Below are 26,523 nucleotides of genomic sequence, written 5' to 3' on the forward strand. Positions count from 1 at the left end.
CGGCGGGCCGCTATCCGGCGGCACCGCCCGGCGGCGGGGGCAGGTCCTGGTCGGTCGGGAAGGCGCGACCCGACCCGGCCGTCACTGGATCCAGCCCGGTGTCGTCGAGGTACGGGGTCGGCGAGTCGGCCATCGCGAACTGGGTTCGGTACAGCTCGGCGTACAGCCCGCCGGCGGCGATCAGCTCGGCGTGTCGGCCGCGCTCGACGATCCGGCCCTCGTCGAGGACGAGGATCTGGTCCGCGTCGCGCACCGTCGACAGCCGGTGCGCGATGACCAGTGCGGTACGGCCGGTCAGCGCGACCGACAGAGCACGCTGCACCGCCGCCTCGGACTCCGAGTCGAGGTGGGCGGTGGCCTCGTCGAGGATGACGATCGACGGCGCCTTGAGCAGCAGCCGGGCGATTGCGATCCGCTGTTTCTCGCCGCCGGAGAAGCGGTAGCCGCGCTCCCCGACCACCGTGTCCAGCCCGTCCGGCAGGGCCCGGACCAGCTCCTCGACCTGTGCGCCGCGCAGCGCCGCCCACATCTCGTCGTCGGTGGCGTCCGGGCGGGCGTACCGCAGGTTCTCCGCGATCGTCTCGTGGAACAGGTGGGAGTCCTGGGTGACCACCCCGATGGTGTCGCGCAGCGAGTCGAGTGTCGCGTCGCGCACGTCCACCCCGCCTACCCGGATCTCGCCATCGGTCACGTCGTACACCCGGGAGACCAGCATCGCGGTGGTGCTCTTGCCGGCGCCGGACGGGCCGACCAGGGCGACCAGCTGCCCCGGCTCCACGGTGAACGACACCCCGCGCAGCACCGGCTCGGAGACGGTCCGGTCGAGCGTCGCGACGTCCTCCAGCGAGGCCAGCGAGATCTCGGCGGCGCTGGGGTACCGGAACCGGACGTCGCGGAACTCCAGTCGGCTCGAGCCGGGCGGCACGACGACGGCGTCCGGGCGCTCGGCGATCGACGGGGCGAGGTCGAGCACCTCGAACACCCGGTCGAAGGAGACCAACGCGCTCATCACGTCGACCCGCACGTTGCTCAACGCGGTCAGCGGCCCGTAGAGGCGGGTGAGCAGCAGGGCCAGGGTCACCACGGTGCCGGCGCTGACCGCGCCGGTGACCGCCAGCCAGCCGCCGAGTCCGTAGGTGAGCGCCTGGGCGAGCGAGGCGACCAGCAGCATCGCCACGAAGAAGGTACGCGAGTACATCGCCGACTGGATGCCGATCTCCCGGACCCGGTCGGCCCGCTCGGCGAACCGGCGTGCCTCGACCTCGGGCTGGCCGAAGAGCTTGACCAGAAGCGCGCCGGCGACCCCGAACCGCTCGGTCATCGTGGCGTTCATCTTGGCGTCGAGGTCGTACGACTCCCGGGTGATCTCCGCGAGCCGCTTGCCGACCCGGCGGGCCGGCACGATGAAGATCGGCAGCAGCACCAGGGACAGCGCGGTGATCTGCCAGGACAGGGTGAACATCACCGCGGCGGTGAGCACCAGTTGGATGACATTGCTGACCACACCGGACAGCGTCGAGGTGAAGGCCCGCTGGGCGCCGATCACGTCGTTGTTGAGCCGGCTGACCAGCGCACCGGTCTGGGTCCGGGTGAAGAACTGCAACGGCATCCGCTGCACGTGGTCGAAGACCCGGGTCCGCAGGTCCAGGATGATGCCCTCACCGATCCGGGCGGCGTACCAGCGTTGGGCCAGGGAGAGCAGCGCGTCCACCACGGCGAGCGCGGCGATCAGCAGGGCCAGCCGGACCACGGTCGCGCCGGCGTCGGCGCGACCGGCGGTGATCGTGTTCACCACGTCGCCGGCGAGGACCGGGGTGGCGACCCCGATACCGGCCGCCAGTACGACGGTGATCAGGAAGACGGTGATGTCCCGCCGGTACGGGCGGGCGAAGGCGAAGATCCGCCGGGTGGTTCCCCGGCTGACCCGGTGGGAACTCAGCTGGTCGCCGTCGCGCATCGAGCGCAGCATGCCCCAGCCGGCCCCCATGCCACCCATCCCACCGGATCCAGCCATCGGCACCCGCCACCTTCGTCTCGCCACCGTCGCGGGTACCAGTGTCCCGGACGCCTACGACAACAGTTCAGGTAACTGGTGTCTTCCCGTTGAGGCCTTACTGCCCGACCCGGCGGCTACTCGCCGGCTCCGGTCAGGTCCCGGATCCGTCGGGTCTGCGCCTCCCGCTCGGCGCGCAGCTGGGCGGCGGGGGTGCGGTCGGTGGCTCCGGTGAGCAGGGCCTTGATCTCGACGACCGCGTCGCGGGGCCCGGCCAGCACGGCCGCGACCAGGTCGGCGACGGCCGGGGCCAGCTCCGTCGCGGGCACCACCAGGTTGGCCAGCCCGAGCCGATCGGCCTCGGCCGCGTCGAGCCAGCGACCGGTGACGCAGATCTCCAGGGCGCGGGCGTAGCCGACCAGGTCGACCAGTCGCCGAGTGCCGCCGAGGTCCGGCACCAGGCCGAGGGTCACCTCGGCCATCCGCAGCCGGGCGTCGTCGGCCAGGACGCGCAGGTCGCAGCCGAGGGCAAGCTGGAATCCGGCGCCGACGGCCGGCCCGTGCACGGCGGCGACGCTGATCACGTCGGGGCGTGCCAGCCAGGTGAAGGCCTCCTGGTACTCGGCGATCCGGGCGGCGCACTCGTCCGGCGACAGGGCGGCCAACGGCGGCGGGGTCGGATCGTCACCGGGCGGACCGTCACCAGGCGAGTCGGCTCGCGGATGGTCGGTCGCGGCGAGATCCGCATCGGTGCCACCCGCAGCGCTGGGATCGAGCAGTGCCTGGATCGCGCCCCGGTCGAGGCCTGCGGAGAAGGCCCGACCGGCGCCGCGGACCACCACGACGCGGACGTCGCCGCGCAGCTCCCGGCCGATGCCGCGCAGCGCCCGCCACATCTGCGGGGTTTGAGCGTTGAGCACGTCGGGCCGGTCCAACGTCACCGTCGCGACCGGCCCGTCGTAGTCGAGTCGTACGCCACCGGACACGGTCAACGAGGGCCCTGACCGTGGCAGCGGGGTACGGGGCGCGACCGGATGGTCACCCCTTCTTGCGACGCCGAGCGCCGCCACGCTGGCGTAGTTGCACGCCGGACTCGGTGAGCACTCGGTGGACGAACCCGTACGAGCGGCCGGTGGAGGCCGCAAGGGCGCGGATGCTCTCGCCGGATGTGTACCGCTTGACCAGGTCCTTGGCCAGGGTCTGACGCTCGGCTCCGACGATCCGGCGACCCTTCTCGGTGGTGGCGGCTGTGCCGGTGGCTGCCATGTTGATTCCTCACGTCCCAGACTGTGCGGTTCGATGCGGTCCCACCTATTAGACCGCCTCCAACGATCATGCGCCAGATATCAACTGTTCGCCAACCGACACGCACAACCCTGTCAGTTACCCGATACGGCGCCGCCGAGGAATCCCAGCGGCATGCCGGCAGCCCTTCGTCGGCCTCAACCCGGTACCCCTTGTTCATACAATTCGCGCTATCCGATAATGACGTTCACCGATGCGGCATCGACCCGGGCTGGCATGTCGAGCGGACCACGTCCTCATGCAAGTTCCACGAGTTCGAGCAGGTCGTCACTCCACGCATCCTCGTCTCCGTCGGGCAGGAGAATCGCCCGGTCCGGTTTGAGAGCCAGCACCGCACCCGGATCATGGGTCACCAGGACGATGGCTCCGGGATACCGGGCGATGGCATCGAGAACCTGTTCACGGCTGACCGGATCCAGGTTGTTGGTCGGCTCGTCGAGCAGCAATACGTTCGCCCCCGAACAGACCAGCGTGGCCAACGCGAGCCGGGTCTTCTCCCCGCCCGAGAGCACCCCGGCCGGCTTGTTCACGTCCTCACCGCTGAACAGGAACGCACCGAGAATCTTTCGCAGGTCGGTGTCCGCCTGGTCGATCGCCGCACTGCGCATGTGGTCGAGCACCGAACGCTCCACCTCCAGGGTCTCGTGCTCCTGCGCGTAGTAGCCGATCCGCAGCCCGTGCCCGGGCCGCACCGCCCCGGAATCCGGCTCGACCAGGCCACCGAGAATCCGCAGCAACGTCGTCTTACCGGCACCGTTCAGCCCGAGGATCGCCACCCGGGAGCCACGGTCGACCGCCACGTCGACCCCGGAGAAGATCTCCAACGATCCGTACGACTTCGACAGCCCCGCCGCCGTCAACGGCGTCTTGCCGCACGGGGCCGGGCTGGGGAACCGGACCTTGGCCACCTTGTCGGCGACCCGCTCGTCCTCCAGACCGGCGAGCAGTTTCTCCGCCCGCCGGGCCATGTTCTGCGCGGCCACCGTCTTGGTGGCCTTGGCCCGCATCTTGTCGGCCTGGGCGAGCAGCGCCCCGGCCTTCTTCTCCGCGTTCACCCGTTCCCGGCGACGGCGCCGCTCGTCGGTCTCCCGCTGCTGCTGGTACGCCGCCCAGCCGACGTTGTAGACGTCCACCACCGAGCGGGTGGCGTCGAGGAACCAGACCTTGTTGACCACCGCGTCCAGCAGATCCACGTCGTGGCTGATCACCACCAGTCCGCCCTTGTGCCCGGCGAGGAAGCCACGCAGCCAGGTGATCGAGTCGGCGTCCAGGTGGTTGGTCGGCTCGTCGAGCAGCAGGATGCCGCCGCCGTTCTCGGCCGCGTCCCGGAACAGGATCCTGGCCAGCTCGATACGGCGGCGCTGACCGCCGGAGAGCGTGCCGATCGGCTGGCCCAGCACCCGGTCCGGCAGACCCAGGTTGGCGCAGATCCGGGCCGCCTCCGCCTCGGCGGCGTACCCGCCGAGGGAGGCGAACTGGTCCTCCAGCGTGCCGTAGCGGCGGACCAGGCGCTCGTCGGTGCCGCCCTGCGCCAACTGCTGCTCGACTTCGTTCATCTGGGACATCAGTCGGTCCAGGCCGCGGGCCGACAGCACCCGGTCGCGGGCGGTCACGTTCAGGTCGCCGGTACGCGGGTCCTGTGGAAGATAACCGACCGCGCTACGCCGGTCGATCTGTCCGGCGTACGGCAGGCCCTCGCCGGCCAGCACCTTCAGGGTGGTGGTCTTGCCGGCACCGTTGCGGCCGACCAGGCCGATCCGGTCGCCGGGCTGCACCCGCAGGGTGGTGTCGGACAGCAGGATCCGCGAGCCCGCACGCAGTTCCAGGCCGGTAGCGGTGATCATTGGTAGCTCACTCCTGAGATCGGAAGCTGACTCGCGGACACGACAAAACGCCGACCGGACGTCCTGTCCGTCGGCGTGGGGCGGTTCAGCCTTCGCAGAGCAGCACGGACCCATAGTACCGACGGTCGGCACCGGCACCCAGCCGGTTACCGGAGCCAAGATCATCGATAGTGACCGGCGAACCGACGGCATCCGGTGATCCATCCCCGACGGTGTCGCGGGACGCCGGCTGACCAAGCGGTACGCGGCGCACCGCCGGCCCGGTGGACCGGCCTGACCGAATCGGGGAACTTGTCCGCCAACGGGGTGATGCACCGCGCCGACCAGGGATGTTAGGCACATCAGGCGCGCGTAACGATCACTTGACTCCCTGGAGACGACACTCATGCTGCCCGGTGGGATGATGCCCATAACCCAGCTGATCGCGATGGTCCGCAGCACTTCGCCGCGACAGGCTGTCGGGCTGCTGGCAGCCATGCCGGCCGACCGCATCCCGGTGGCAGTCGCCGAGCTGACGACCTCCGACCTCGTCCGGCTGCTCCCGGCCGCCGGCGACGATCTGCGGTCCCGGTTGATGGGCCTGCTCAGCACCGATCAGCTGGCCGACCTGGCCCGGGCCATGCCGACCGCCGAGGCGGTGGCCATGCTCAACCGGCTGCCGGCCGAGCAGGTGCACGCGGTGGCCGACCGGCTGCCGCAACCCACGGTCGCTGCCCTGCTCACCGCGATGCCTGCGGACCGTCAGGCCGACCTGCTGTCGGTGATGCGTCCGCAACAGGCGCAGGCGGCCTGGGCCGGTACCTACCAACGGGAGGTGGCCGAGGCGCTCGCCCGGGCCAACGCCGAGGTGAGCATCCCGGCGAACGCCCCGCCCGGAATCGTGCTGGTCCAGATCTTCGGCTGGCAGATCACCGTGGCCGCCCGCCGCGACGACGACGGACGGGTGGCGGTACGCGACGCCGAGGACGCGGCGTACCGGATGCGCGCCAACGCGGCGCTCGCGGTGACCGACTACCAGCCGGCCACCGACGTGCTGGACTACTGCGACGAGGCGCGCCGGCAGGGGCGCCCGATCAGCGCGGTCAGCTGGGTCGACGACCGGCACGACGGATTCCTGAAACGGGCCCTGGTCAGCCTGGTGCACTGACCCGCCGCGCCGCCGCCCGAGTTCGCCGCGATCTAGAAGAATCATGGTCGAAATACCGGCCAGATCCTTCTAGATCGCGGCTAGAACTGGACGGGCGCGGGTGCCGTCAGACGTTGAAGCCGAGCGCCCGCAACTGGTCCCGACCCTCGTCAGTGATCTTGTCGGGCCCCCACGGCGGCATCCACACCCAGTTGATCCGGATGTCGGACACCAGTCCGCCACCGGGTCCGGTGGTCAACGCGGTACGGGCCTGCTCCTCGATCACGTCGGTCAGCGGGCAGGCCGCACTGGTCAACGTCATGTCCAGGGTGGCGATGTTGTCATCGTCGACGTGTACGCCGTACACCAGGCCGAGATCGACCACGTTGATGCCCAGCTCCGGGTCGACGACGTCCTTCATCGCCTCCTCGATGTCGGCGATCGCCGGCTGGCCGACGGTCGCCGAGGCGGCCGTACCGCCGTCGGTGGGCTCCGTCGCCTGCGTCGCCCCGGTCATGGTCTCTTCGGCACTCACTGCTTCACCTCCGGGCTCGCACCCACACCGGCGCGCGCCGCGGCGTCCTTGAAGGCCATCCACGGCAGCAACGCACACTTCACCCGGGCCGGATAGCGCGCCACACCGGCGAACGCCACCCCGTCACCCAGCACATCCTCGTCCGGCTCGACCTCGCCGCGGCCGGACACCAGCGCGACGAATGCGCCGTGCACCGCGAACGCCTCGTCCACCGGTCGACCGTCGACCAGCTCGTACAGCACGCTCGCCGATGCCTGGCTGATCGAACAGCCCTGGCCGTCGTGCGACACCCCGAGCCGGTTGTCGGCACCCAGATTCACCCGTACGGTGATCTCGTCGCCGCAGGTCGGGTTGACGTGGTGCGCCTCCGCCGCGTACGGCTCACGCAGACCACGCCCCTGCGGACGCTTGTAGTGGTCCAGGATGATCTCCTGGTACAGCTGGTCGAGCTCCATCAGCCGAAGACCTTCCGCGCCTTCTCCAGACCATGCACCAGCGCGTCGACCTCGCCGGTCGTGGTGTAGAGGTAGAACGAGGCCCGGGTGGTCGCCGGGACGCCGTAGCGCACGCAGACCGGCCGGGCGCAGTGGTGGCCGACCCGTACCTGCACCCCCTGGGCATCGAGGATCTGACCCACGTCGTGCGGGTGGATCCCGTCCACCGCGAACGAGACCGTGCCACCTCGCCCGTGTGGTCCGGGCGGGCCGACGATCCGCAACCCCGGCACGGTGGCCAGTGCCTCCAGGGCGTACCCGGTGATCCGCTGCTCGTGCGCGGCGACCGCCGGCATGCCCAGCCCGGCGAGGTAGTCGACGGCGGCACCGAGGCCGACCGCCTGGGCGATCGGCGGGGTGCCGGCCTCGAACCGGGCCGGCGGGGCGGCGAACGTGGACCCGCTCATCGCCACCGTCTCGATCATCGAGCCGCCGCCGAGCACCGGTGGCATCGCGGCGAGCAGCGCGGCGCGGCCCCACAGCACCCCGATCCCGGTCGGTCCGCACATCTTGTGCCCGGTGAAGACGATGAAGTCGGCGTCCAGCGCGGCGACGTCGACCGGGCGGTGCGGCACCGACTGCGAGCAGTCCAGCAGCAGCAGCGCACCGACTTCGCGGACCCGCCGGGTGATCGCGGTGAGGTCGTTGACCGTGCCGAGGATGTTCGACATGTGCACCAGCGAGACCAGTTTGGTCCGCTCGGTGACCAACTCGTCCAGCTGCGACTCGTCCAGCCGACCGTCCTCGGTCAGCCCGAACCAGCGCAGCGTGGCGCCGGTGCGTTCGCAGAGCAGCTGCCACGGCACGATGTTCGAGTGGTGCTCCATCTCGGAGATCACCACCTCGTCGCCGGGGCCGAGCCGGAACCGGGGGTCGGCCCCGATCGCGGCGCCCGTCGAGGCGTTGGAGAACGCGTACGCGACCAGGTTGATCGCCTCGGTGGAGTTCTTGGTGAAGACCACCTCGTCCGGGCTGCCCGCGTTGACGAACGCGGCCAGCTTGGCCCGGGCGCCCTCGTACGCCTCGGTGGACTCGGTGCCGAGAGTGTGCACCGAGCGGGCGACGTTGGCATTGTGCGACTGGTAGTAGTCGGTCAGCGCGTCGAGCACCTGGCGCGGCTTGTGCGAGGTGTTGGCGCTGTCCAGGTAGACCAGCGGATGCCCGTTGACCTCCCGACCGAGGATCGGGAAGTCGGCCCGGACGGCGTCGACGTCCAGAGCGGACGGACCGCCCGGCGCCGGCGTGTCCCGGGGGATGGCTATGGTGCTCATCGGCTCGACGCCGCCCTTCTGCACACAGGGTGATAGTGAGTCTCAGGCCGAGGCCGCGCCGGCACCCGCGACGTACCGCTCGTAGCCTTCGGCTTCCAGCTTCTCCGCCAGCTCCGGGCCGCCCTCCTCGACGATGCGTCCGCCGACGAAGACATGCACGAAGTCGGGCTTGATGTAGCGCAGGATCCGGGTGTAGTGGGTGATCAGCAGCAGGCCGGTCTCCCCGGTGGAGCGGACCCGGTTGACCCCTTCGCTGACCACCCGCAGGGCGTCGATGTCGAGCCCGGAGTCGGTCTCGTCGAGGATGGCCATCTTCGGCTTGAGCAGCTCCAGCTGCACGATCTCGTGCCGCTTCTTCTCCCCACCGGAGAAGCCCTCGTTGACGTTGCGCTGCGCGAACGCCGGGTCCATCTGCAGCCGCTCCATCGCCCCGCGCAGCTCACCGGCCCAGGTGCGCAGCTTCGGCGCGGCGCCGTCGACAGCGGTCTTGGCAGTACGCAGGAAGTTCGCCACCGAGACGCCGGGCACCTCCACCGGGTACTGCATGGCGAGGAACAGCCCGGCGCGGGCCCGCTCGTCGACCGACATGGCCAGCACGTCCGCACCGTCGAGCAGCACCTCCCCGCCGGTGATCTCGTACTTGGGGTGCCCGGCGATCGAGTACGCCAGCGTCGACTTGCCGGAGCCGTTCGGGCCCATGATGGCGTGGGTCTCCCCCGACCGGATGGTCAGCGTCACCCCGGCCAGGATCGGCTTGAGCTCGCCTTCCGGCAGCTTGACCGAAACCTGCAGGTCGCGGATATCCAGAACGCTCATGGTGCGGTCACTCCATTGCTCGGCGTCAGACTGACGTAGATGTCGCCGTCGCGGATCTCGACGGGGAAGACGGGTACGGGTTCGGTGGCGGGCAGCCCGGTCGGCTCGCCGGTGCGCAGATCGAAGCGCGAACCGTGCAGCCAGCACTCCAACGTGCAGCCGTCCACCTCGCCTTCGGAGAGGGCGACCGCGGCGTGCGAGCACTCGTCGTACACCGCGTGGAAGGAGTCCTCGTCGGTGTGCACCAGGGCGATCTGCGTACCGTCGATGTCGGCGCTGACCGCCGTACCCTTCGGGATCTCGGTGGTGGCGCAGACCCGGATCAGGTCGGACATGCTCAGCGGGTCCCCTCGGTGACCGCACCGGGCTGGCCGGGCTGGCCGGGCACGGTCGGCGGCTGCGCCGCAGCGGTACGTGGCGCGCCCGCGCCGGCCTCGACGCGGCGCAGCCGCTGCTCGATCGCGTCGCCGAGCCGGTCGCGCAGCTCCGCCACCGGGATCTTGTCGACCAGCTCGGCGAAGAACCCGCGGACCACCAGCTTGCGCGCCTCGGCCTCCGGGATGCCCCGGGCCATCAGGTAGAACAGCTGCTCGTCGTCGAAGCGGCCGGTGGCGCTGGCGTGCCCGGCCCCGGCCACCTCGCCGGTCTCGATCTCCAGGTTGGGCACCGAGTCGGCCCGGGCGCCGTCGGTCAGCACCAGGTTCCGGTTGATCTCGTACGTGTCGGTGCCGGTGGCCTCGGCGCGGATCAGTACGTCGCCGACCCAGACGGTGTGCGCGCTGTCGCCCTGCAGCGCCCCCCGGTAGCCGACGTTGCTGCGGCAGTCCGGCACGGTGTGGTCCACCAGCTGCCGGTGCTCCAGGTGCTGGCCGGCGTCGGCGAAGTAGAGCCCGAACAGCTCGGCGTCGCCGCCCCGGCCGGTGTACTCGACGCTGGTGAACTGGCGTACCAGGTCGCCGCCGAGGGTGACCTGGATGTGCGTGACCCGGGCGTCGCGGCCGAGCCGGAACTTCAGATGCTGCGCCTGCACCGCGTCGGGTGCCCAGTCGGCGACGGTGACCAGGGTCAGCGTCGCGCCGTCGCCGACGATCACCTCGACGTTGTCGGCCAGAGTGGTCGAGCCGACCTGGTCGAACACCAGGGTCACCTCGGCGAACCGGCCGACGTCGACCAGGGTGTGCCCGTACGCGATCTGGTCCGCCCCGGCGCCGAGCACCCGGACCACCGCCGGCTCGGCCGGGGTGGCTTCCGGTGCCACCTCCACCAGCAGGACCTCTGCGCACCCGTTGTAGGCCAGGGCACTGATCCGGTCGAACGGGGTCAGCACGCCGCCGACTCGTCGGTCGGTGCGGTCGACCTGGCCCGCCGTCACCCCGGCGGGCAGGTCGGCGTACTCGTACCGGACCGAGCCGCTGGCAGCCGGGGTCCCGGTGGCCAGTCCCCGCATCCGCTTGAGCGGGGTGAAGCGCCACTCCTCCTCCAGGCCGGTCAGGGCCGGGAAGTCGGCGACATCGTACGAGCGCAACGCCTGCGACTTGGTCTTGGGCGGCGCGGAGGCCTGAATAGTCATCTCTTCCTGTTCTCGGCGGTGTCGGTGGGGCGGTGTCTCGGGCGGGTCAGCCGACCGCGCCCTCCATCTGCAGCTCGATCAGCCGGTTCAGCTCGAGGGCGTACTCCATCGGGAGTTCCTTGGCGATCGGCTCGATGAAGCCCCGGACGATCATGGCCATCGCCTCGTCCTCGCTCAGACCCCGGCTCATCAGGTAGAACAGCTGGTCGTCGCTGACCTTGGAGACGGTCGCCTCGTGCCCCATGGCGACGTCGTCCTCGCGGATGTCGACGTAGGGGTAGGTGTCCGACCGGGAGACCGCGTCGACCAGCAGCGCGTCGCACTTCACCGTCGACCGGCTGTGCTGCGAGCCCTCCAGCACCTGGACCAGCCCACGGTAGGAGGTCCGGCCGCCGCCGCGGGCGATCGACTTGGAGACGATCGTCGAGGAGGTGTGCGGCGCCGCATGCACCATCTTCGCGCCGGCGTCCTGGTGCTGCCCCTCGCCGGCCATCGCCACCGAGAGCACCTCGCCCTTGGCGTGCTCACCGGTCATGAACACGGCCGGGTACTTCATGGTGACCTTGGAACCGATGTTGCCGTCGATCCACTCCATGGTGGCGCCGGCGTGGCAGACGGCCCGCTTGGTGACCAGGTTGTAGACGTTGTTCGACCAGTTCTGGATGGTCGTGTAGCGGCAGCGGGCGTTCTTCTTCACCACGATCTCGACCACCGCGCTGTGCAGCGAGTCGGAGGAGTAGATCGGCGCGGTGCAGCCCTCGACGTAGTGCACGTAGGCGCCCTCGTCGACGATGATCAGGGTCCGCTCGAACTGGCCCATGTTCTCCGTGTTGATCCGGAAGTAGGCCTGCAGCGGGATCTCCACGTGCACACCCTTCGGCACGTAGATGAACGATCCACCGGACCAGACCGCGGTGTTCAGCGCGGCGAACTTGTTGTCGCCGACCGGGATCACGGTGCCGAAGTACTCCTTGAAGATGTCCTCGTGCTCGCGCAGCGCGGTGTCGGTATCGAGGAACACCACGCCCTGCTCCTCCAGGTCCTCACGGATCTTGTGGTAGACCACCTCGGACTCGTACTGGGCGGCGACGCCGGCGATCAGCCGCTGCTTCTCCGCCTCCGGGATGCCCAGCTTGTCGTAGGTGTTCTTGATCTCCTCGGGCAGGTCCTCCCAGCTGGCGGCCTGCTTCTCGGTGGAGCGGACGAAGTACTTGATGTTGTCGAAGTCGATTCCGGTGAGGTCGGCACCCCAGGCCGGCATGGGCTTGCGGCCGAACAGCCGCAGCCCTTTGAGTCGCAGGTCGAGCATCCACTGCGGCTCGTTCTTCTTGGCGGAGATGTCACGCACCACCGCCTCGTTGAGCCCGCGCTGGGCGGCAGCGCCGGCCACGTCGCGGTCGGCCCAGCCGTACTCGTACCGGCCGAGGGCCGCGAGGTGCTCCTCCTGGGAGATGGGCGCGACGGTCTGCTCGGTCATCTATCTGTCCTCACAGTGCTGGTGACGTGGTCGGTGGAAACTTTGGTGGCAACGGTCGGGGCGCCGCCGGCCCGTCTCGGGTCTGGAATGTGCGTGGTGCACACCCCGTCGCCGTGAGCGATGGTGGCCAGCCGCTGCACGTGGGTGCCGATCAGGCGGGAGATCACCGCAGTCTCAGCCTCGCACAACTGCGGAAACTCGGCAGCCACATGGGCCACGGGACAGTGATGCTGGCACAACTGCCCCCCGGACGCGATGGTGGACGCGTTGGCAGCGTAGCCCTCGGCGCTGAGTGCGGCGGCGAGGGCTTCGGCGCGGGCGATCGGGTCCGCACCGGCACCGTCGATCGCCGCCCGGCACCGCGTCTCCAGCCCGGCGACCTGAGCCGCGGCGAACGCCTCCAGCTCCGCCTCGCCGCCGTGGCCGGCGATCCAGCGCAGGGCGGCGGCGGCCATGCTGTCGTAGCGGTAGCGCCCGTGCCGGGACCGGGCGTCGTCGCTGAGCCGGAAGACCTTGGCCGGCCGGCCGCGTCGCCGACGGGCCCGGGTGACCGCGTCCCGGGTCACCACGTCGCCGTCGGCGAGCATCGCGTCCAGGTGGCGGCGGATCGCCGCAGGGCTCAGCCCGAGCTCGTCACCGAGCTGAGCGGCGGTCGCCGCCCCCCGCTCCAGCAGCAGCCCGACCAGGCGGTCCCGGGTACGCCCGTCCGGGCCGGCGGCGACCGCACCGGTCGCCGACCCGCCCTCTGGAAGGCCCACCCTGTTTTTCACTACGCCAACGTTACGTATTTCAGCGGTCGGCCGCAAACGCGCCCCCAGGTGATCCACCGCACCGAGCGTGACCGCAACCGGGACAAGCACGGCGCGGCCTTGCCGCAGTCGGCCGGCGGCACCGCAGGGCCGTGGTACCGGCGGCACCGCACAGCTGTGGTATCCGCCATATCGGTACGATTGCCGCCGTGCCTGTCTCCCCGTCCGGTCGGCTGACCGCCGGCCCCGCCCTGCTCCGGCGGCTCACGCTCGCTTCCTTGGTGGCCAACGTCGCGATCGTGCTGACCGGGGGCGGCGTGCGGCTCACCGGGTCCGGACTCGGCTGCCCGACCTGGCCGCGCTGCACCGACGATTCCTACGTCACCACGCCGGAGATGGGCGTGCTCGGCATCATCGAGTTCGGCAACCGGGTCCTCGGCATCCTGGTCGGCATGATCGCGCTCGCCACCCTGCTGGCTGTGCTGCGGTCCCGGCCACGCCGGTTGGACCTGCGCGGGCCGGCCCTCGGCGTACTGGGTCTGGTGATCCTGCAGGGCCTGATCGGCGGGGCCAGCGTCCGAGTGCAGCTCAACCCCTGGGTGGTGGCGCTGCATTTCATGCTGTCGATGGTCACCCTGGCGGTGGCGTACGGGTTGTGGCGACGGGTACGCGTCGGCGGCCGCACCAACCGAGACGTGGTGGCCCGGCCGCTGCGCCAGCTGGCCTTCGTGATCACCGCCGTGAGCTTCGGGGTGCTGGTGCTCGGCACCGTGGTGACCGGCAGCGGCCCACACGCCGGCGATCCGGACGCCGGGCGCACCGGGCTGGACCCGCAGGCCATGTCCCAGCTGCACGCCGACTCCGTCGCCCTGCTGATCGGGTTGTCGGCCGCCTGGTGGTTCGCGCTGCGCGCGGTCGGCGCACCCCGACCGGCGGTACGCGCGGCGGCCCTGCTCGTCGTCGTGGAGCTCGCCCAGGGCCTGATCGGCGTGGTCCAGTACCTCACCGACCTGCCGGTCGCGCTGGTCAGCGCGCACATGCTCGGCGCCTGCCTGGTGTGGCTGGCCACCCTCAGCGTGCTCTGGTCCACCCGGACCCGGGCGCCGGGCGGGCCGGAACCGGGTGCCACGGGGCCGGGATCAGCCGCCACCGGGCCGGGATCAGGCGCCACCGGGCCGGCACCGGACGCGGCCGGGCCGGTTTCCGACGACGGCAACGAGCGCCCCCTAGTCAGAGCGCAACCGTAAGGTCACCAACCGTTGAAGACGGTTGAAAACGGCAGACCTATCCCCATAGCGGAGAGTACCGGTGAGGCTACGCCTGTGCCGGGGCACAACCACCGGCACGACGAACCGGGCGCGGCAGTGACGGTCCCCCCGTGCCGTGGCTGCCGCGCCCCTGGTCGGTTCCTCGCCTGGACCAGACAGACCAGACCCGCGTAGCGGCACCCCGGACGATCCTCCGTCACCGCACGCGCACTCCCGCGTTTTCCTGTCTGACCCACTTTCGGAGCTCCCGCGTGTCTACCTTCCGTACGAGCCGGTCCGGCACGGTCGCCGCGACGTTGGCCCGGTCCCGCCTGGGCGTACCCCAGGTGTTGTTCTTCGTTCTCGCCGCCGCCGCGCCGCTGACCGTGGTGGCCGGCGGCGCCAGCACCGGCTACGCCGTCACCGGCACCACTGCGGTGCCGGTCGCCTACCTGCTCATCGCGGTGGTGATGGCGGTCTTCGCCGTCGGCTACGTGGCGATGAGCCGGCACGTCGTCAACGCCGGCGCGATGTACAGCTACGTCGCGCACGGTCTCGGCCGGATCCCCGGCATCGCGGCGGCGTTCGTCGCCGTCGTCGCGTACAACGCGATGCAGATCGGGCTGTACGGCGCCTTCGGCGTGGTTGCCGCCGAGGTACTCGCCGTCGCCGGTGCCACCGTGCCGTGGTGGCTCTGCGCGCTGGCCGGCTGGGCCCTGGTGACCGTGCTCGGCCTGGCCCGCGTCGACCTCAACGGCCGGATCCTGGCCGGCCTGCTGCTGGCCGAGCTCGCGGTCATCATCGGCTACAGCATCGTCATGGTCGGCCACCCCGCCGACGGTGCCGCCGTGGCGGGTCTCGACCCCCGCCAGCTGCTCACCCCGGGGGTGGCGGCGATGCTGGTCGGCGGCATAGCCGGTTTCGTCGGTGTCGAGGCCGGCACGGTGTTCGCCGAGGAGACCCGGGATCCGCGTCGTACGGTCGCCCGGGCCACCTACCTGGCGGTGACGATCGCCGGAGTTTGCTACGCGGGTTCCGCCTGGGCGATGGCGGTGGCGGCCGGCCCGAACGACGTCGTCGCCCAGGCCCGCGAGCACGGCACCGAACTGATGTTCGTGCTGGTCGGCCCGCACATCGGCACGACGCTCGTGGACGCCGGCCGGTTGTTGTTCCTGACCAGCCTGTTCGCCGCGCTGCTCGCGTTCCACAACACCGTTGCCCGGTACCTGTTCGCCCTCGGGCGGGAACGGGTGCTGCCAGCGGCGCTCGGCCGGACGAACCGGCGGACCGGCGCGCCGAAGTTGGGCTCGCTGGTGCAGAGCGGGCTGGCCGCCGCGGTGATCGTGGCGTACGCGGCGACCGGCCTGGATCCCATCACCCACCTGTTCTTCTGGGTGACCGTCACCGGTGGGCTCGGCGTGCTGATCCTGATGACCGTGACCTCGCTCGCGGTGATCGGCTACTTCCGCCGCGACCCGCGTGGCGAGTCGGCCTGGCGGCGACTGATCGCGCCGGGCGCGGCCACCGGTGCGCTCGGGCTGATCCTCGTCGGCACCGTCACCAGCTTCGGTGACCTGCTCGGCATCGGCGCGTCCCCGCTGCGCTGGTGGTTCCCGGCCGGGTACGCCCTGGCCGCGCTGGCTGGCGTCGGCTGGGCGCTCTGGCTGCGCGCCAGGCGTCCGCAGACGTACCGGACGATCGGCTGGGGCGCCGACAGCGGCACCGCGCTGCCGGTGCCACCGGCACCCGTCCGGCCGCCGGCCCACGTCTAGCTGCGGCTAGCCGCCGACCACCCGGACGTCCAGCCGCAGGTTGCCGCGGCAGACAACGAGCGAGACCCGGGCGTAACCGCCCGGGTCTCGCTCGGCTCTATTCCTCCAGCTGACGGACCGCTCGTCCAGTCACGCAACTGGTCGTCGTTCGTTATGCAGGACGGGAACGGGCTGGTCAGCGCGCCAGACTGCGACGCGACATCGACCGCCACAGGTCGTTGCTGGGTCGCATCTGATCCATCAGCTCCCGCTCCCACTCGTTCTCGATCTCGACCCCCGCCTTGAGGCAGGCGGCGCGGGCCACGTCGGTGCCGTCAGCGAACTGGTCGCCCCAGGCGCCGTCCTCCCCCACCAGGACGATCCGTGCGCCACGCTTGCCGACATACTCGATGACCGCCTTCGCACCGCCGTGGCCAGCGGCGAAGGACCGGATGCCGGCGACCAGACCAGAGGGGGCGTCCCCCGGGACGGATTCGGTCGCCAGCGTCGTATCGGAACCATCTGCCATACGCGAAGCGTAAGCAGAGCGACGACGTTTCGCCGATCGGATGTCGGCTTTTTGTGACTCCAATCATCCGTGGGCTTAAGAAGTCCCACAGATGATTGATGGTGATTTCCGCCCACAAAAAGGGACAAATTTCAGCACGAAAAACGGCAAACACGACAGAAGTTCGGGACCTGGACGGGGCGGGACCCGGCGTCAGATCAGCGCGTCCAGCGCCACGGCGACGAAGAGCACCGTGAGGTAGGTCGTCGACCAGTGGAACAGCCGCATCGGCTGGACCGGCAGACCACGCCCGGACCGGCGCTGCAGCCGGTGGGCCTCCAGCAGGAAGACGACCCCGACCACGACCGCCGGCACCGCGTAGATCAACGACATGCCCAACGGCCAGACCAGCACCGACGACCCGACCGTCAACCAGCTGAACAGCACGATCTCCACGCCCACCCGACGTTCGGAGGCCACCACCGGCAGCATCGGGATCCCGGCCCGCGCGTAGTCCACCTTGTACTTGATCGCCAACGCGTAGAAGTGCGGCAGCTGCCAGAAGAACACCACGGCGAACAGCGCCCAGGCCACCGGGGCCAGGCCACCGGTCACCGCCGCCCAACCGATCAGCACCGGGGCGGCGCCGCAGATGCCACCCCAGAACGTGTTCTGCGGCGTCGTGCGCTTCAACCACAGCGTGTAGACGAGGTCGTAGTAGGCGATCGCCGCGAGGGTCAGCCCGGTGGCGATCCAGTTGGTGAAGACCGCCATCAGGGCCACCGAACCCACCGCGAGCACCAACCCGAAGATCAGCGCTTGCCTGGGGCTGACCACGTGGTTCGGCAGCGGCCGGCGCTTCGTCCGGCGCATCAACTGGTCGATGTCCCGGTCGATGAAGCAGTTCAACGCGTTCGCCGCACCGGCGGCCAGGGTGCCACCGACCAGCACCACCGCCACCAGCCCCAGCGACGGCAGCCCACCGGCCGCGACCATCATCGTCGGTACGGTCGTGACCAGCAGCAGCTCGATGATCCGCGGCTTGGTGAGCGACACGTACGCCCGGAGCACGGCCAGCCAGTCGGGGGCGGCCACCGGTCCCGGATCCACCGCCGCTGTGCCGGGCACCCGGTCCGCTTCGACGACGGACCTGACCCGCGCCCGGTCATGGGCGGGGCGCTCGGTGACCATGCTCACGGGCTGCACCTTCCGGCGTCGGCGGCGGGTGACCTTCAACTGGCGGCGACCTGCGGGCCGACGCGCCTCCGACAGCGTACGCGCAGGTATTTTGCCTGCCCGGCCGACCCGTCACCGGTGCTCGTCGTCACACCCGACAGGCTTTCCACCGGCCACGATGCGTATCCCCCGGTGGTCGGTCGGAGGGTCCGACGGCCGACCACGACCCTGGACGACCATCCGGTTGTCGAGATCGGCGGGCGCGCGTTCAACCCTGCTCGATAGGGTCGTGACGAGGGTTCCGCCTACCTGCTGGACGAGGAGCACACCCACCGTGGCTGCAACACCAACCGATGCCCCCCTGAACTGGTCCGACCTCGACCGCCGCGCGGTCGACACCGCACGCGTGCTGGCCGCCGACGCCGTGGAGAAATCCGGCAACGGCCATCCGGGCACCGCGATGAGCCTCGCTCCCGCGGCGTACCTGCTGTTCAACCGGGTCATGCGGCACGACCCGAGCGACCCGGACTGGGCCGGCCGGGACCGGTTCGTCCTCTCCGCCGGGCACTCCAGTCTCACCCTGTACATCCAACTCTTCTTCTCTGGTTACGGGCTGAGCCTGGACGACCTCAAGGCGTTGCGGCAGTGGGGATCGCTGACCCCCGGACACCCGGAGCACGGCCACACCCGGGGAGTGGAGACCACCACCGGTCCGCTCGGCCAAGGGCTGGCCAATGGGGTCGGAATGGCGATGGCCGCCCGCCGGGAGCGCGGACTGCTCGACCCGGACGCCGCGCCCGGCGAGTCGGTCTTCGACCACAACATCTGGGTGATCGCCTCCGACGGTGACATCGAAGAGGGCATCACCCACGAGGCCAGCGCCCTGGCCGGGCACCAGAAACTCGGCAACCTGACCGTCGTCTACGACGACAACCAGATTTCCATCGAGGACGACACCCGGATCGCGCTCAGCGAGGACGTCGCCGCCCGCTACGCCGCGTACGGCTGGCACGTGCAGACCGTCGACTGGCGGGCCGGCGCGGCCGGCGACGGCGAGTACCACGAGGACGTCGAGGCGCTGTACGCGGCGCTGACCGCCGCCCGCGCCGAGACCGACCGCCCGTCGTTCATCGCGCTGCGCACCATCATCGGCTGGCCGGCGCCGAAGAAGCAGAACACCGGCAAGATCCACGGCTCGGCGCTCGGCGCCGACGAGGTCGCCGCCACCAAGGAGATCCTCGGCTTCGACCCCAACCAGCACTTCGCGGTCGACGACAAGGTCTTCGCCCACATCCGCGAGGTGCTCGACCGGGGCCGGCAGGCACACGCCAGGTGGACCGAGAAGTACGAGGCGTGGGCGCAGGCCAACCCGGAGCGCAAGGCGCTGCACGACCGGCTCGCCACCCGTACCCTGCCGACCGGCTGGACCGACGCGCTGCCGGACTGGCCGGCGGACCCCAAGGGGGTCGCCACCCGGGCCGCTTCCGGCAAGGTGCTCGGCGCCCTCGCCGCCGAGCTGCCGGAGCTGTGGGGCGGCTCGGCCGACCTGGCGGAGAGCAACAACACCACGATGAAGGGCGAGCCGTCGTTCGTCCCGGCCGAGTACGCCACCAAGGAGTTCCCCGGCCACGAGTATGGCCGCACCCTGCACTTCGGCATCCGCGAACACGCCATGGGGGCGATCCTCAACGGCATCGCGCTGCACGGCGGCACCCGCCCGTACGGCGGTACCTTCCTGGTGTTCAGCGACTACATGCGCCCGGCGGTGCGGCTGGCCGCGCTGATGAAACTCCCGGTGATCTACGTCTGGACGCACGACTCGATCGGTCTCGGCGAGGACGGCCCCACCCACCAGCCGATCGAGCACCTGTCGGCGCTGCGGGCCATCCCCGGCCTGGACGTGGTCCGCCCGGCCGACGCCAACGAGACCGCCTGGGCCTGGCGGGTCGCCCTGGAGCACACCGACCGGCCGACCGCGCTGGCGCTGACCCGGCAGGCGGTGCCGGTCATCGACCGGGACGTCTACGCCTCGGCCGAAGGGGTCCGCAAGGGGGGCTACGTGCTGGCCGACGCCGGCAACGCCCAGCCGCAGGTGATCCTGATGGGCTCCGGATCCGAGGTGCAGCTGCTGCTCACCGCCCAGGAGCGCCTCGAAGCCGAAGGCGTCGCCACCCGGGTGGTCTCGATGCCGTGCCAGGAATGGTTCACCGAGCAGGACGAGGCGTACCGCGAGTCGGTGCTGCCGCGCGGGGTCAAGGCCCGGGTCAGCGTCGAGGCCGGCATCGGCATGTCCTGGCGCGGCCTGGTCGGCGACTGTGGCGAATCGGTCAGCATTGAACACTACGGGGCCAGCGCCCCGTACCAGGTGCTGTTCGAGCAGTTCGGCTTCACCGCCGACGCCGTGGTCGCGGCGGCGCACGCGTCGCTGACCCGGGTCGGCGCCATCACCGGCACCACCACCGGAAACTGAGGAGGCACCAGATGACGGACCGATTGGGTGAGCTCACCGCCGCAGGCGTGGCGGTCTGGCTCGACGACCTGTCCCGGCAACGGCTCAGCACCGGCAACCTGGACCAGCTGCGCCGCGAGAAGCACGTCGCCGGCGTGACCACCAACCCGACCATCTTCGCCGCCGCGCTCGCCGACGCCGACGAGTACAACTGGCAGCTGCGTGACCTGGCCGCCCGGGGCGTCAGCGTGGACGAGGCGGTCCGGATGCTCACCACCTACGACGTGCGGTGGGGCTGCGACGTGATGCGCCCGGCGTACGAGACCAGCGGTGGCGTCGACGGCCGGGTGTCGATCGAGGTCGACCCGCGGCTGGCGTACCGCACCGCGGAGACCGTCGCCGAGGCGAAGGCGCTGTGGTGGCTGGTCGACCGGCCGAACCTGTTCATCAAGATCCCGGCGACCGAGGCCGGGCTGCCGGCGATCACCGCCACCCTGGCCGAGGGGATCAGCGTCAACGTGACCCTGATCTTCTCGCTGGACCGCTACAGCGCGGTGATGGACGCCTTCCTCGCCGGCCTGGAGCAGGCGAAGGCCAACGGCCACGACCTGACCACCATCGGCTCGGTCGCGTCGTTCTTCGTCTCCCGGGTGGACACCGAGATCGACAAGCGCCTCGACAAGATCGGCAGCGACCAGGCCAAGGCGCTCAAGGGCAAGGCCGCCGTGGCGAACGCGCAGCTGGCGTACGAGCGGTACGCGGAGGTCTTCTCCTCGGACCGCTGGCAGGCCCTGGCCGACGCCGGTGCCCACCCGCAGCGCCCGCTGTGGGCCTCCACCTCGACGAAGAACCCGGCCTACCGGGACGTCATCTACGTCGAGGAGCTGATCGCCCCCGGCACGGTCAACACCATGCCGGAGTCGGTGGTGCACGCCTACGCCGACCACGGCGAGACCCGGGGCGACACGGTCACCGGCTCGTACCCCGCCGCCCGGCAGGTGCTCGACGACCTGATCGCCGTCGGCGTCGACCTCGACGACGTGGTCAAGACCCTGGAGTCGGAGGGGGTGAGCAAGTTCGAGGCCAGCTGGCAGGAGCTGCTCGACGGGGTCCGCTCGTCGCTGGACGCGGCGGCGGCCGGTGCCGACGAGCCGAACGCGGCCGCCGGCGGGCACGCCGCCGCGGCCAAGCAGGCCGGAGGTAACGCATGAGCGACTTCTTCGACGGCGGGGTCGAGGCCGCGGCCGGGCTGAGCGTGTACGGGGCCGACGCGGTCGACGCCTCGGCCGCCTCGTCGACCCGGGGCGCACTGGTCGGCGACGGGGTGCCCGGCTCGCTCGCCCGCAAGGACCCGACGCTGTGGGGCCCGGACGCCGAGGCCGAGGCGAAGATCCGGCTCGGCTGGCTGGACACCTTCACCCGCAGCCGGGAGCTGCTGCCGCAGCTCGCCGAGCTGCGGGCCGAGCTGGGCGACCTGGACCACGTGGTGCTGGCCGGGATGGGCGGGTCGTCGCTGGCTCCCGAGGTGATCTCGCTCACCGTCGGCAAGCCGGTGACCGTGCTGGACACCACCGACCCGCACCAGGTGCGGGCGGCGCTCGGCGACCGGCTGGACCGGACCGTCGTGGTGGTGGCCAGCAAGTCCGGCGGCACCGTGGAGACCGACAGCCACCGTCGGGCGTACTGGCAGGCGTTCCTCGACGCGGGGTTGAGCGAGGCCGAGGCCGGGCGGCGGTTCGTGGTCGTCACCGACCCCGGCTCGCCGCTGGCCACCACCGCCGAGGAGATGGGTGCCACCGTGGTGCTCGCCGACCCGGAGGTCGGCGGACGGTACTCGGCGCTGACCGCGTTCGGTCTGGTCCCGTCGGCGCTGGCCGGCGTGGACGTGGTCGAGCTGCTCGACCAGGCCGAGCAGCTGTCCGCCGCGCTCGGCGGTGACCGGGACAACCCGGGGCTGGCGCTCGGCGCGGCGCTCGGCGCGGCGGCCACCACCGGCCGGGACAAGATCGCGCTGGTCTCCGACGGCACCGGCATCGAAGGTCTCGGCGACTGGATCGAGCAGCTGATCGCCGAGTCGACCGGCAAGGACGGCATCGGCATCCTGCCGGTGGTCGTCGAGGCACCGGACGCCCCCGGCGCGTCCGGCCCGGACGTGCTCACCGTCACCTACGGCGGTGCCGGCCAGCCGGGCGGGGTGCCCGGCGGCGGGGTCCGCCCCGACCTGGCGGTCAACGGACCGCTCGGCGCGCAGTTCCTGGTCTGGGAGTACGCGACGGCGATCGCCGGCCGGGTGCTCGGCATCGACCCGTTCAACCAGCCCAACGTCACCGAGTCGAAGGAGAACACCAACCGGATCCTGGCGTCCGGGCCGCCGACCGAGGCACCGTCGTTCGTCGACGGCGCGATCGAGGTGTACGGGCCGGACGGCGTACCGGGTGAGCTGGCCGGCGCGCTGCGCTGGCTGATCGACGGCGTCGGCACCGACGGCTACCTCGCGGTGATGGCCTACCTGGACCGGTTCGGCGACGCCGACGCCGCCGGGGTGCGCCCGCTGCTGGCGGCCGCCGCGGACCGGCCGGTCACCTTCGGCTGGGGGCCGCGGTTCCTGCACTCCACCGGGCAGTACCACAAGGGCGGGCCGCAGGTCGGCGCGTTCCTGCAGATCACCGGCGCAGTCACCGACGACCTGCCGGTCCCCGGTCGCCCGTACAGTTTCGGTGAGCTGCAGGCGGCGCAGGCCGCCGGTGACCGCGAGGCGCTCGCCGGACGGGGCCGGCCGCTGCTGCGGCTGCACCTGACCGATCGGGCCGCCGGCGTCGCCCAACTCCTGGACACGATTCGAAACCTGCCCAGCTGACAATTGGTCCGGAGAGAAACGGACTGAGGAGGCGACGTGAACCCCCTGCGCGACCCGCAGGACCGGCGGCTGCCGCGCATCCCGGAGCCCTGCGCTCTGGTGATCTTCGGTGTCACCGGTGATCTGGCTCGCAAGAAACTACTCCCCGGCATCTACGACCTGGCCAACCGAGGGCTACTGCCGCCCGGCTTCGTGGTGCTCGGCTTCGCCCGGCGGGACTGGACCGACGGCGACTTCGAGTCGCTGGCCCACGACTCGGCCAAGGAGTACGCGCGTACCCCGTGGCGTGAGGAGGTCTGGTCCCGCCTGGCCGGCAACATCAAGTTCGTCGGCGGCTCGTTCGACGACGACGCCGCGTTCGACAAGCTGTCGGCCTGCCTGGACGGGCTGCGCGAATCGCACGGCATCCACGGCAACGCCGCGTTCTACTTCTCGATCCCGCCGTCGGCGTTCCCGCAGGTGCTCAAGCAGCTGGCCCGCACCGGCATGGCCGACAACGAGCGGTGCGGCGGCTGGCGTCGGGTGGTGGTGGAGAAGCCGTTCGGCTACGACCTGCCGTCGGCGAAGTCGCTCAACGACCTGGTCGACGACGTGTTCACCCGCGACGACGTGTTCCGCATCGACCACTATCTGGGCAAGGAAACCGTCCAGAACATCATGGCATTGCGGTTCGCCAACAACCTGTTCGAACCGCTGTGGAACTCCAAGTACGTCGACTCGGTGCAGATCACCATGGCCGAGGACGTCGGCATCGGCAGCCGGGCCGGCTTCTACGACGCCACCGGTGCCGCCCGTGACGTGGTGCAGAACCATCTGCTGCAGCTGCTGGCCCTGGTCACCATGGAGGAGCCGACCAGCTTCGACGCCACCGAGATCCGGGCGGAGAAGCTGAAGGTGCTGCGGGCGATCAGCCTGCCCGACGACGTGGCCGCCGGCACCGTACGCGGTCAGTACCTGAAGGGCTGGGTGGCCGGGCAGCGGGCCGTCGGGTACCTGGAGGAGCCGAACGTGCCGGCCGACTCGACCACCGAGACGTACGTGGCGATGCGGCTGGGCATCCAGAACCGCCGGTGGGCCGGGGTGCCGTTCTATCTGCGCGCCGGAAAGCGGTTGCCGCGTCGGGTGACCGAGGTGGCGGTGATGTTCAAGGCCGCACCGCACCTGCCGTTCAACGGCACCGATGTGGAGATGCTCAGCAACAACCAGCTGGTCATCCGGGTGCAGCCCGACGAGGGCGTGGTGCTCAAGTTCGGCGCCAAGGTGCCGGGCACCACCATGGAGGTCCGCGACATCGCGATGGACTTCCAGTACGGCGAGGCGTTCACCGAGGCCAGTCCGGAGGCGTACGAGCGGTTGGTGCTCGACGTGCTGATCGGCGACCGCACCCTGTTCCCCGACGCCGCCGAGGTGGAGCAGAGCTGGCGGGTGATCGACCCCCTCGAAGAGGCCTGGGAGGGCACCCGGCCGGAGCCGTACCGGTCCGGCGAGTGGGGTCCGCGGGCCGCCGACGAGATGCTGGCCCGCGAGGGCCGGTCCTGGAGGAGAGCATGATCAGCCTGTGGGACACCACCGGCAACGAGGTGGTCAAGGCCCTGGCCGCGGAGCGGCGCAGCGCCGGTGGTGTGGCCAGCGGAATGGCGCTGACCCTGATCGTGGTGGTCGACGAGAAACGGGTACGCGAGGCGGAGGCGGCGGCCACCATCGCCGCCGCCGCCCACCCGTGCCGGCTGCTCGTGGTGGTCCGCTCCGACATCGACCGCAAGGTCAGCCGGCTCGACGCCGAGGTGGTCGTCGGCGGCCGGCTCGGGCCGTGCGAGGCGGTCGTCATGCGTACCTCGGGTCGGCTGGCGCTGCACGCCGAGTCGGTGGTGATGCCGCTGCTGGTGCCGGACGTACCGGTGGTGACCTGGTGGCACGGCGAGCCGCCGGAGCAGATCGCCAACGACTACCTGGGGGTGGTCGCCGACCGGCGGATCACCGACTCGGCGCAGGCCCCCAACCCGGTGCAGGCGCTGCTGCAACGGGCGGTCGACTACGCGTCCGGCGACACCGATCTGGCGTGGACCCGGATCACCCCGTGGCGCACCCTGGTCGCCGGGGCGTTCGACACCACCGACGCGCAGATCACCGGTGCCACGGTGACCGCGCCCCGGGCCGACCCGACGGCCGCCTTGATGATCAGCTGGCTGGCGGCCCGGCTCGGCATCACGCCGCGCTGGGAGGAGACCAGCGAGTTCCCCCGGATGCGGTCGGTGGAGCTGCGCTGCGCCAACGGCGACGGGCTGAGCCTGGTCCGCGAGGACAGTTCGGCGATGTTCACCCGGACCGGCCAGCCGGAGCGGCAGATGCCGCTGGTCCGCCGGCCGCTCGGCGAGGAGCTCGCCGAGGAGCTGCGGCGGCTCGACGCCGACCAGGTCTACTCCGAGGCGCTGGGCACCCTCGCCGGACTGCCGGATCTGTCGGCCCGGCCCGCCAAACGGGTACACATCTGGAAGGACCCGGCGGAGGCCACCGGGCCGACCGCCGGCACGGACCCGGCGGTCGTCGCGGCCGGTCCGGCTCGGAGCGGCTCGTGAGCGGCCCCGGCATGCTCGTCGTGCACCCGGACGCCACCGTGCTGGCCAGCGCGGTGGCGTCCCGGCTCGTCGTCCGGCTGATCGACGCCCAGGCCGAGCGGGGCGAAGCGTCGGTGGTGCTGACCGGCGGGCGGGTCGCGGCGGCCGTGCTGCGCGCGGTCGGCGAACTGCCGGCCCGGCAGGCGGTCGACTGGTCCCGGGTGGACGTCTGGTGGGGTGACGAACGGTTCCTGCCCGCCGGCGACCCGGACCGCAACGAGACCCAGGCCCGCGAGGCGCTGCTCGACGTACTGCCGCTGGACCCGCAGCGGGTGCACGCGATGCCGGCGTCGGACGGACCGGACGGCGACGACCCGGATGCGGCCGCCGCCCGGTACGCCGCCGTCCTCGACCGGGTCGCCGGCCCGGGTACGGCCCCGCTGCCCCGGTTCGACGTGCTGATGCTCGGCGTCGGCGAGGACGGGCACGTGGCGTCGGTGTTCCCGGGGCATCCGGTCACTGGCGAGACCCGCCCGGTGGCGGCGGTACGGGACAGCCCGAAACCGCCGCCGACCCGGATCACGCTGACCCTGTCCACGATCAACACCGCCGACGAGGTGTGGCTGGTCGCTGCCGGTGCGGACAAGGCGGCGGCGGTCGGTCGGGCGTACGGCGGCAGCGACCCGGTCGCCGTGCCGGCAGCCGGCGTACGCGGCGTGCGCCGCACCTGGTGGCTGCTCGACCAAGCAGCGGCCGCCGAGCTGGTCACCGCGCCGACCTCGGCTGGCTAGCCTCGGAAA

Annotated in this window: 23 protein-coding genes; 9 read left to right on the forward strand and 14 right to left on the reverse strand. The window is 71.1% G+C overall.

The window, feature by feature from the left end:
• Nucleotides 1–10: 10 nt before the first annotated feature.
• The 4 genes from ACN27J_RS07915 to ACN27J_RS07930 all read right to left on the reverse strand — a co-directional run bounded on the left by ACN27J_RS07915 (nucleotide 11) and on the right by ACN27J_RS07930 (nucleotide 5,142).
• Nucleotides 11–2,014 (reverse strand): ABC transporter ATP-binding protein, encoded by a 2,004-nt coding sequence (locus tag ACN27J_RS07915; protein WP_421364816.1) that lies wholly within the window; start codon nucleotides 2,012–2,014, stop codon nucleotides 11–13.
• Between the two features lie 116 nt (nucleotides 2,015–2,130).
• A complete protein-coding gene (locus ACN27J_RS07920; RefSeq protein WP_289213085.1) occupies nucleotides 2,131–2,985 on the reverse strand; it encodes an enoyl-CoA hydratase/isomerase family protein in 855 nt (284 codons plus the stop codon).
• Nucleotides 2,986–3,031: 46 nt separating this feature from the next.
• Nucleotides 3,032–3,259, reverse strand: a complete 228-nt coding sequence (locus ACN27J_RS07925; protein WP_123602399.1) for a helix-turn-helix domain-containing protein — start codon at nucleotides 3,257–3,259, stop codon at nucleotides 3,032–3,034.
• A 275-nt stretch (nucleotides 3,260–3,534) separates the two neighbouring features.
• Nucleotides 3,535–5,142, reverse strand: a complete 1,608-nt coding sequence (locus ACN27J_RS07930) for an ABC-F family ATP-binding cassette domain-containing protein (protein WP_421364817.1) — start codon at nucleotides 5,140–5,142, stop codon at nucleotides 3,535–3,537.
• A gap of 403 nt (nucleotides 5,143–5,545) precedes the next feature.
• On the opposite strand from ACN27J_RS07930, the gene ACN27J_RS07935 reads away from it, so the two are divergent.
• Entirely contained in the window at nucleotides 5,546–6,289 is a 744-nt protein-coding gene (locus tag ACN27J_RS07935) for a magnesium transporter MgtE N-terminal domain-containing protein (RefSeq protein WP_421364818.1), read from the forward strand.
• Nucleotides 6,290–6,395: 106 nt separating this feature from the next.
• Here the strand turns inward: ACN27J_RS07935 and ACN27J_RS07940 are convergent, their stop codons facing one another.
• Genes ACN27J_RS07940 through ACN27J_RS07975 form a run of 8 tightly spaced genes read right to left on the reverse strand, consistent with a single transcriptional unit; the run spans nucleotide 6,396 to nucleotide 13,201 of the window.
• The gene (locus ACN27J_RS07940) at nucleotides 6,396–6,785 is read right to left on the reverse strand and encodes a metal-sulfur cluster assembly factor (protein ID WP_123604781.1); all 390 of its coding nucleotides are present in this window, start codon (nucleotides 6,783–6,785) and stop codon (nucleotides 6,396–6,398) included.
• A gap of 14 nt (nucleotides 6,786–6,799) precedes the next feature.
• Nucleotides 6,800–7,258, reverse strand: a complete 459-nt coding sequence (gene sufU, locus ACN27J_RS07945) for a Fe-S cluster assembly sulfur transfer protein SufU (RefSeq protein WP_421364819.1) — start codon at nucleotides 7,256–7,258, stop codon at nucleotides 6,800–6,802.
• Nucleotides 7,258–8,568, reverse strand: coding sequence for a cysteine desulfurase (locus ACN27J_RS07950; RefSeq protein ID WP_278169888.1), 1,311 nt, complete (start codon nucleotides 8,566–8,568; stop codon nucleotides 7,258–7,260). The genes sufU and ACN27J_RS07950 overlap by 1 nt, the downstream gene beginning before the upstream one ends.
• Before the next feature lie 42 nt (nucleotides 8,569–8,610).
• On the reverse strand, nucleotides 8,611–9,384 hold the full coding sequence (sufC, locus tag ACN27J_RS07955; protein WP_281550395.1) for a Fe-S cluster assembly ATPase SufC: 774 nt from the start codon (nucleotides 9,382–9,384) through the stop codon (nucleotides 8,611–8,613).
• Nucleotides 9,381–9,710: a non-heme iron oxygenase ferredoxin subunit gene (locus ACN27J_RS07960; protein ID WP_289213594.1), complete on the reverse strand. Its 330-nt coding sequence runs from the start codon at nucleotides 9,708–9,710 to the stop codon at nucleotides 9,381–9,383. The genes sufC and ACN27J_RS07960 overlap by 4 nt, the downstream gene beginning before the upstream one ends.
• An 11-nt stretch (nucleotides 9,711–9,721) precedes the next feature.
• Nucleotides 9,722–10,954: a Fe-S cluster assembly protein SufD gene (sufD, locus tag ACN27J_RS07965; RefSeq protein ID WP_421364820.1), complete on the reverse strand. Its 1,233-nt coding sequence runs from the start codon at nucleotides 10,952–10,954 to the stop codon at nucleotides 9,722–9,724.
• A 46-nt stretch (nucleotides 10,955–11,000) separates the two neighbouring features.
• Nucleotides 11,001–12,431: a Fe-S cluster assembly protein SufB gene (sufB, locus tag ACN27J_RS07970; protein WP_278169891.1), complete on the reverse strand. Its 1,431-nt coding sequence runs from the start codon at nucleotides 12,429–12,431 to the stop codon at nucleotides 11,001–11,003.
• The gene (locus ACN27J_RS07975) at nucleotides 12,428–13,201 is read right to left on the reverse strand and encodes a helix-turn-helix transcriptional regulator (protein WP_421364821.1); all 774 of its coding nucleotides are present in this window, start codon (nucleotides 13,199–13,201) and stop codon (nucleotides 12,428–12,430) included. The genes sufB and ACN27J_RS07975 overlap by 4 nt, the downstream gene beginning before the upstream one ends.
• A gap of 188 nt (nucleotides 13,202–13,389) precedes the next feature.
• Between ACN27J_RS07975 and ACN27J_RS07980 the strand changes: the two genes are divergently transcribed.
• Nucleotides 13,390–14,427: a COX15/CtaA family protein gene (locus ACN27J_RS07980; protein WP_421364822.1), complete on the forward strand. Its 1,038-nt coding sequence runs from the start codon at nucleotides 13,390–13,392 to the stop codon at nucleotides 14,425–14,427.
• 272 nt (nucleotides 14,428–14,699) lie between these two features.
• Nucleotides 14,700–16,199: an APC family permease gene (locus tag ACN27J_RS07985; RefSeq protein WP_421364823.1), complete on the forward strand. Its 1,500-nt coding sequence runs from the start codon at nucleotides 14,700–14,702 to the stop codon at nucleotides 16,197–16,199.
• A gap of 175 nt (nucleotides 16,200–16,374) precedes the next feature.
• On the opposite strand, the gene ACN27J_RS07990 is transcribed toward ACN27J_RS07985, so the two are convergent.
• Both ACN27J_RS07990 and ACN27J_RS07995 read right to left on the reverse strand, forming a co-directional pair.
• Entirely contained in the window at nucleotides 16,375–16,707 is a 333-nt protein-coding gene (locus tag ACN27J_RS07990) for a hypothetical protein (protein WP_123602407.1), read from the reverse strand.
• Between the two features lie 192 nt (nucleotides 16,708–16,899).
• Nucleotides 16,900–17,883: a heme o synthase gene (locus tag ACN27J_RS07995; protein ID WP_421364824.1), complete on the reverse strand. Its 984-nt coding sequence runs from the start codon at nucleotides 17,881–17,883 to the stop codon at nucleotides 16,900–16,902.
• Between the two features lie 313 nt (nucleotides 17,884–18,196).
• Here ACN27J_RS07995 and tkt point away from each other — a divergent pair, with 313 nt between their 5' ends.
• Genes tkt through pgl form a run of 6 tightly spaced genes read left to right on the forward strand, consistent with a single transcriptional unit; the run spans nucleotide 18,197 to nucleotide 26,514 of the window.
• Nucleotides 18,197–20,332, forward strand: coding sequence for a transketolase (gene tkt / locus ACN27J_RS08000; protein WP_421364825.1), 2,136 nt, complete (start codon nucleotides 18,197–18,199; stop codon nucleotides 20,330–20,332).
• A gap of 11 nt (nucleotides 20,333–20,343) precedes the next feature.
• The gene (gene tal, locus ACN27J_RS08005; RefSeq protein ID WP_421364826.1) at nucleotides 20,344–21,522 is read left to right on the forward strand and encodes a transaldolase; all 1,179 of its coding nucleotides are present in this window, start codon (nucleotides 20,344–20,346) and stop codon (nucleotides 21,520–21,522) included.
• Nucleotides 21,519–23,168: a glucose-6-phosphate isomerase gene (locus ACN27J_RS08010; protein ID WP_421364827.1), complete on the forward strand. Its 1,650-nt coding sequence runs from the start codon at nucleotides 21,519–21,521 to the stop codon at nucleotides 23,166–23,168. Before tal ends, ACN27J_RS08010 begins: the two co-directional genes overlap by 4 nt.
• Before the next feature lie 36 nt (nucleotides 23,169–23,204).
• Nucleotides 23,205–24,719, forward strand: coding sequence for a glucose-6-phosphate dehydrogenase (gene zwf / locus ACN27J_RS08015; protein ID WP_278169898.1), 1,515 nt, complete (start codon nucleotides 23,205–23,207; stop codon nucleotides 24,717–24,719).
• A complete protein-coding gene (locus ACN27J_RS08020) occupies nucleotides 24,716–25,744 on the forward strand; it encodes a glucose-6-phosphate dehydrogenase assembly protein OpcA (protein ID WP_421364828.1) in 1,029 nt (342 codons plus the stop codon). Before zwf ends, ACN27J_RS08020 begins: the two co-directional genes overlap by 4 nt.
• An 11-nt stretch (nucleotides 25,745–25,755) precedes the next feature.
• Nucleotides 25,756–26,514 carry a 6-phosphogluconolactonase gene (gene pgl / locus ACN27J_RS08025; protein ID WP_421372148.1) on the forward strand — a complete coding sequence of 253 codons (759 nt, stop codon included), beginning with the start codon at nucleotides 25,756–25,758 and terminating at the stop codon, nucleotides 26,512–26,514.
• Nucleotides 26,515–26,523 lie beyond the last annotated feature (9 nt).

It is taken from the genome of Solwaraspora sp. WMMB762 (genome assembly GCF_049179115.1).
Lineage (GTDB): Bacteria > Actinomycetota > Actinomycetes > Mycobacteriales > Micromonosporaceae > Micromonospora_E.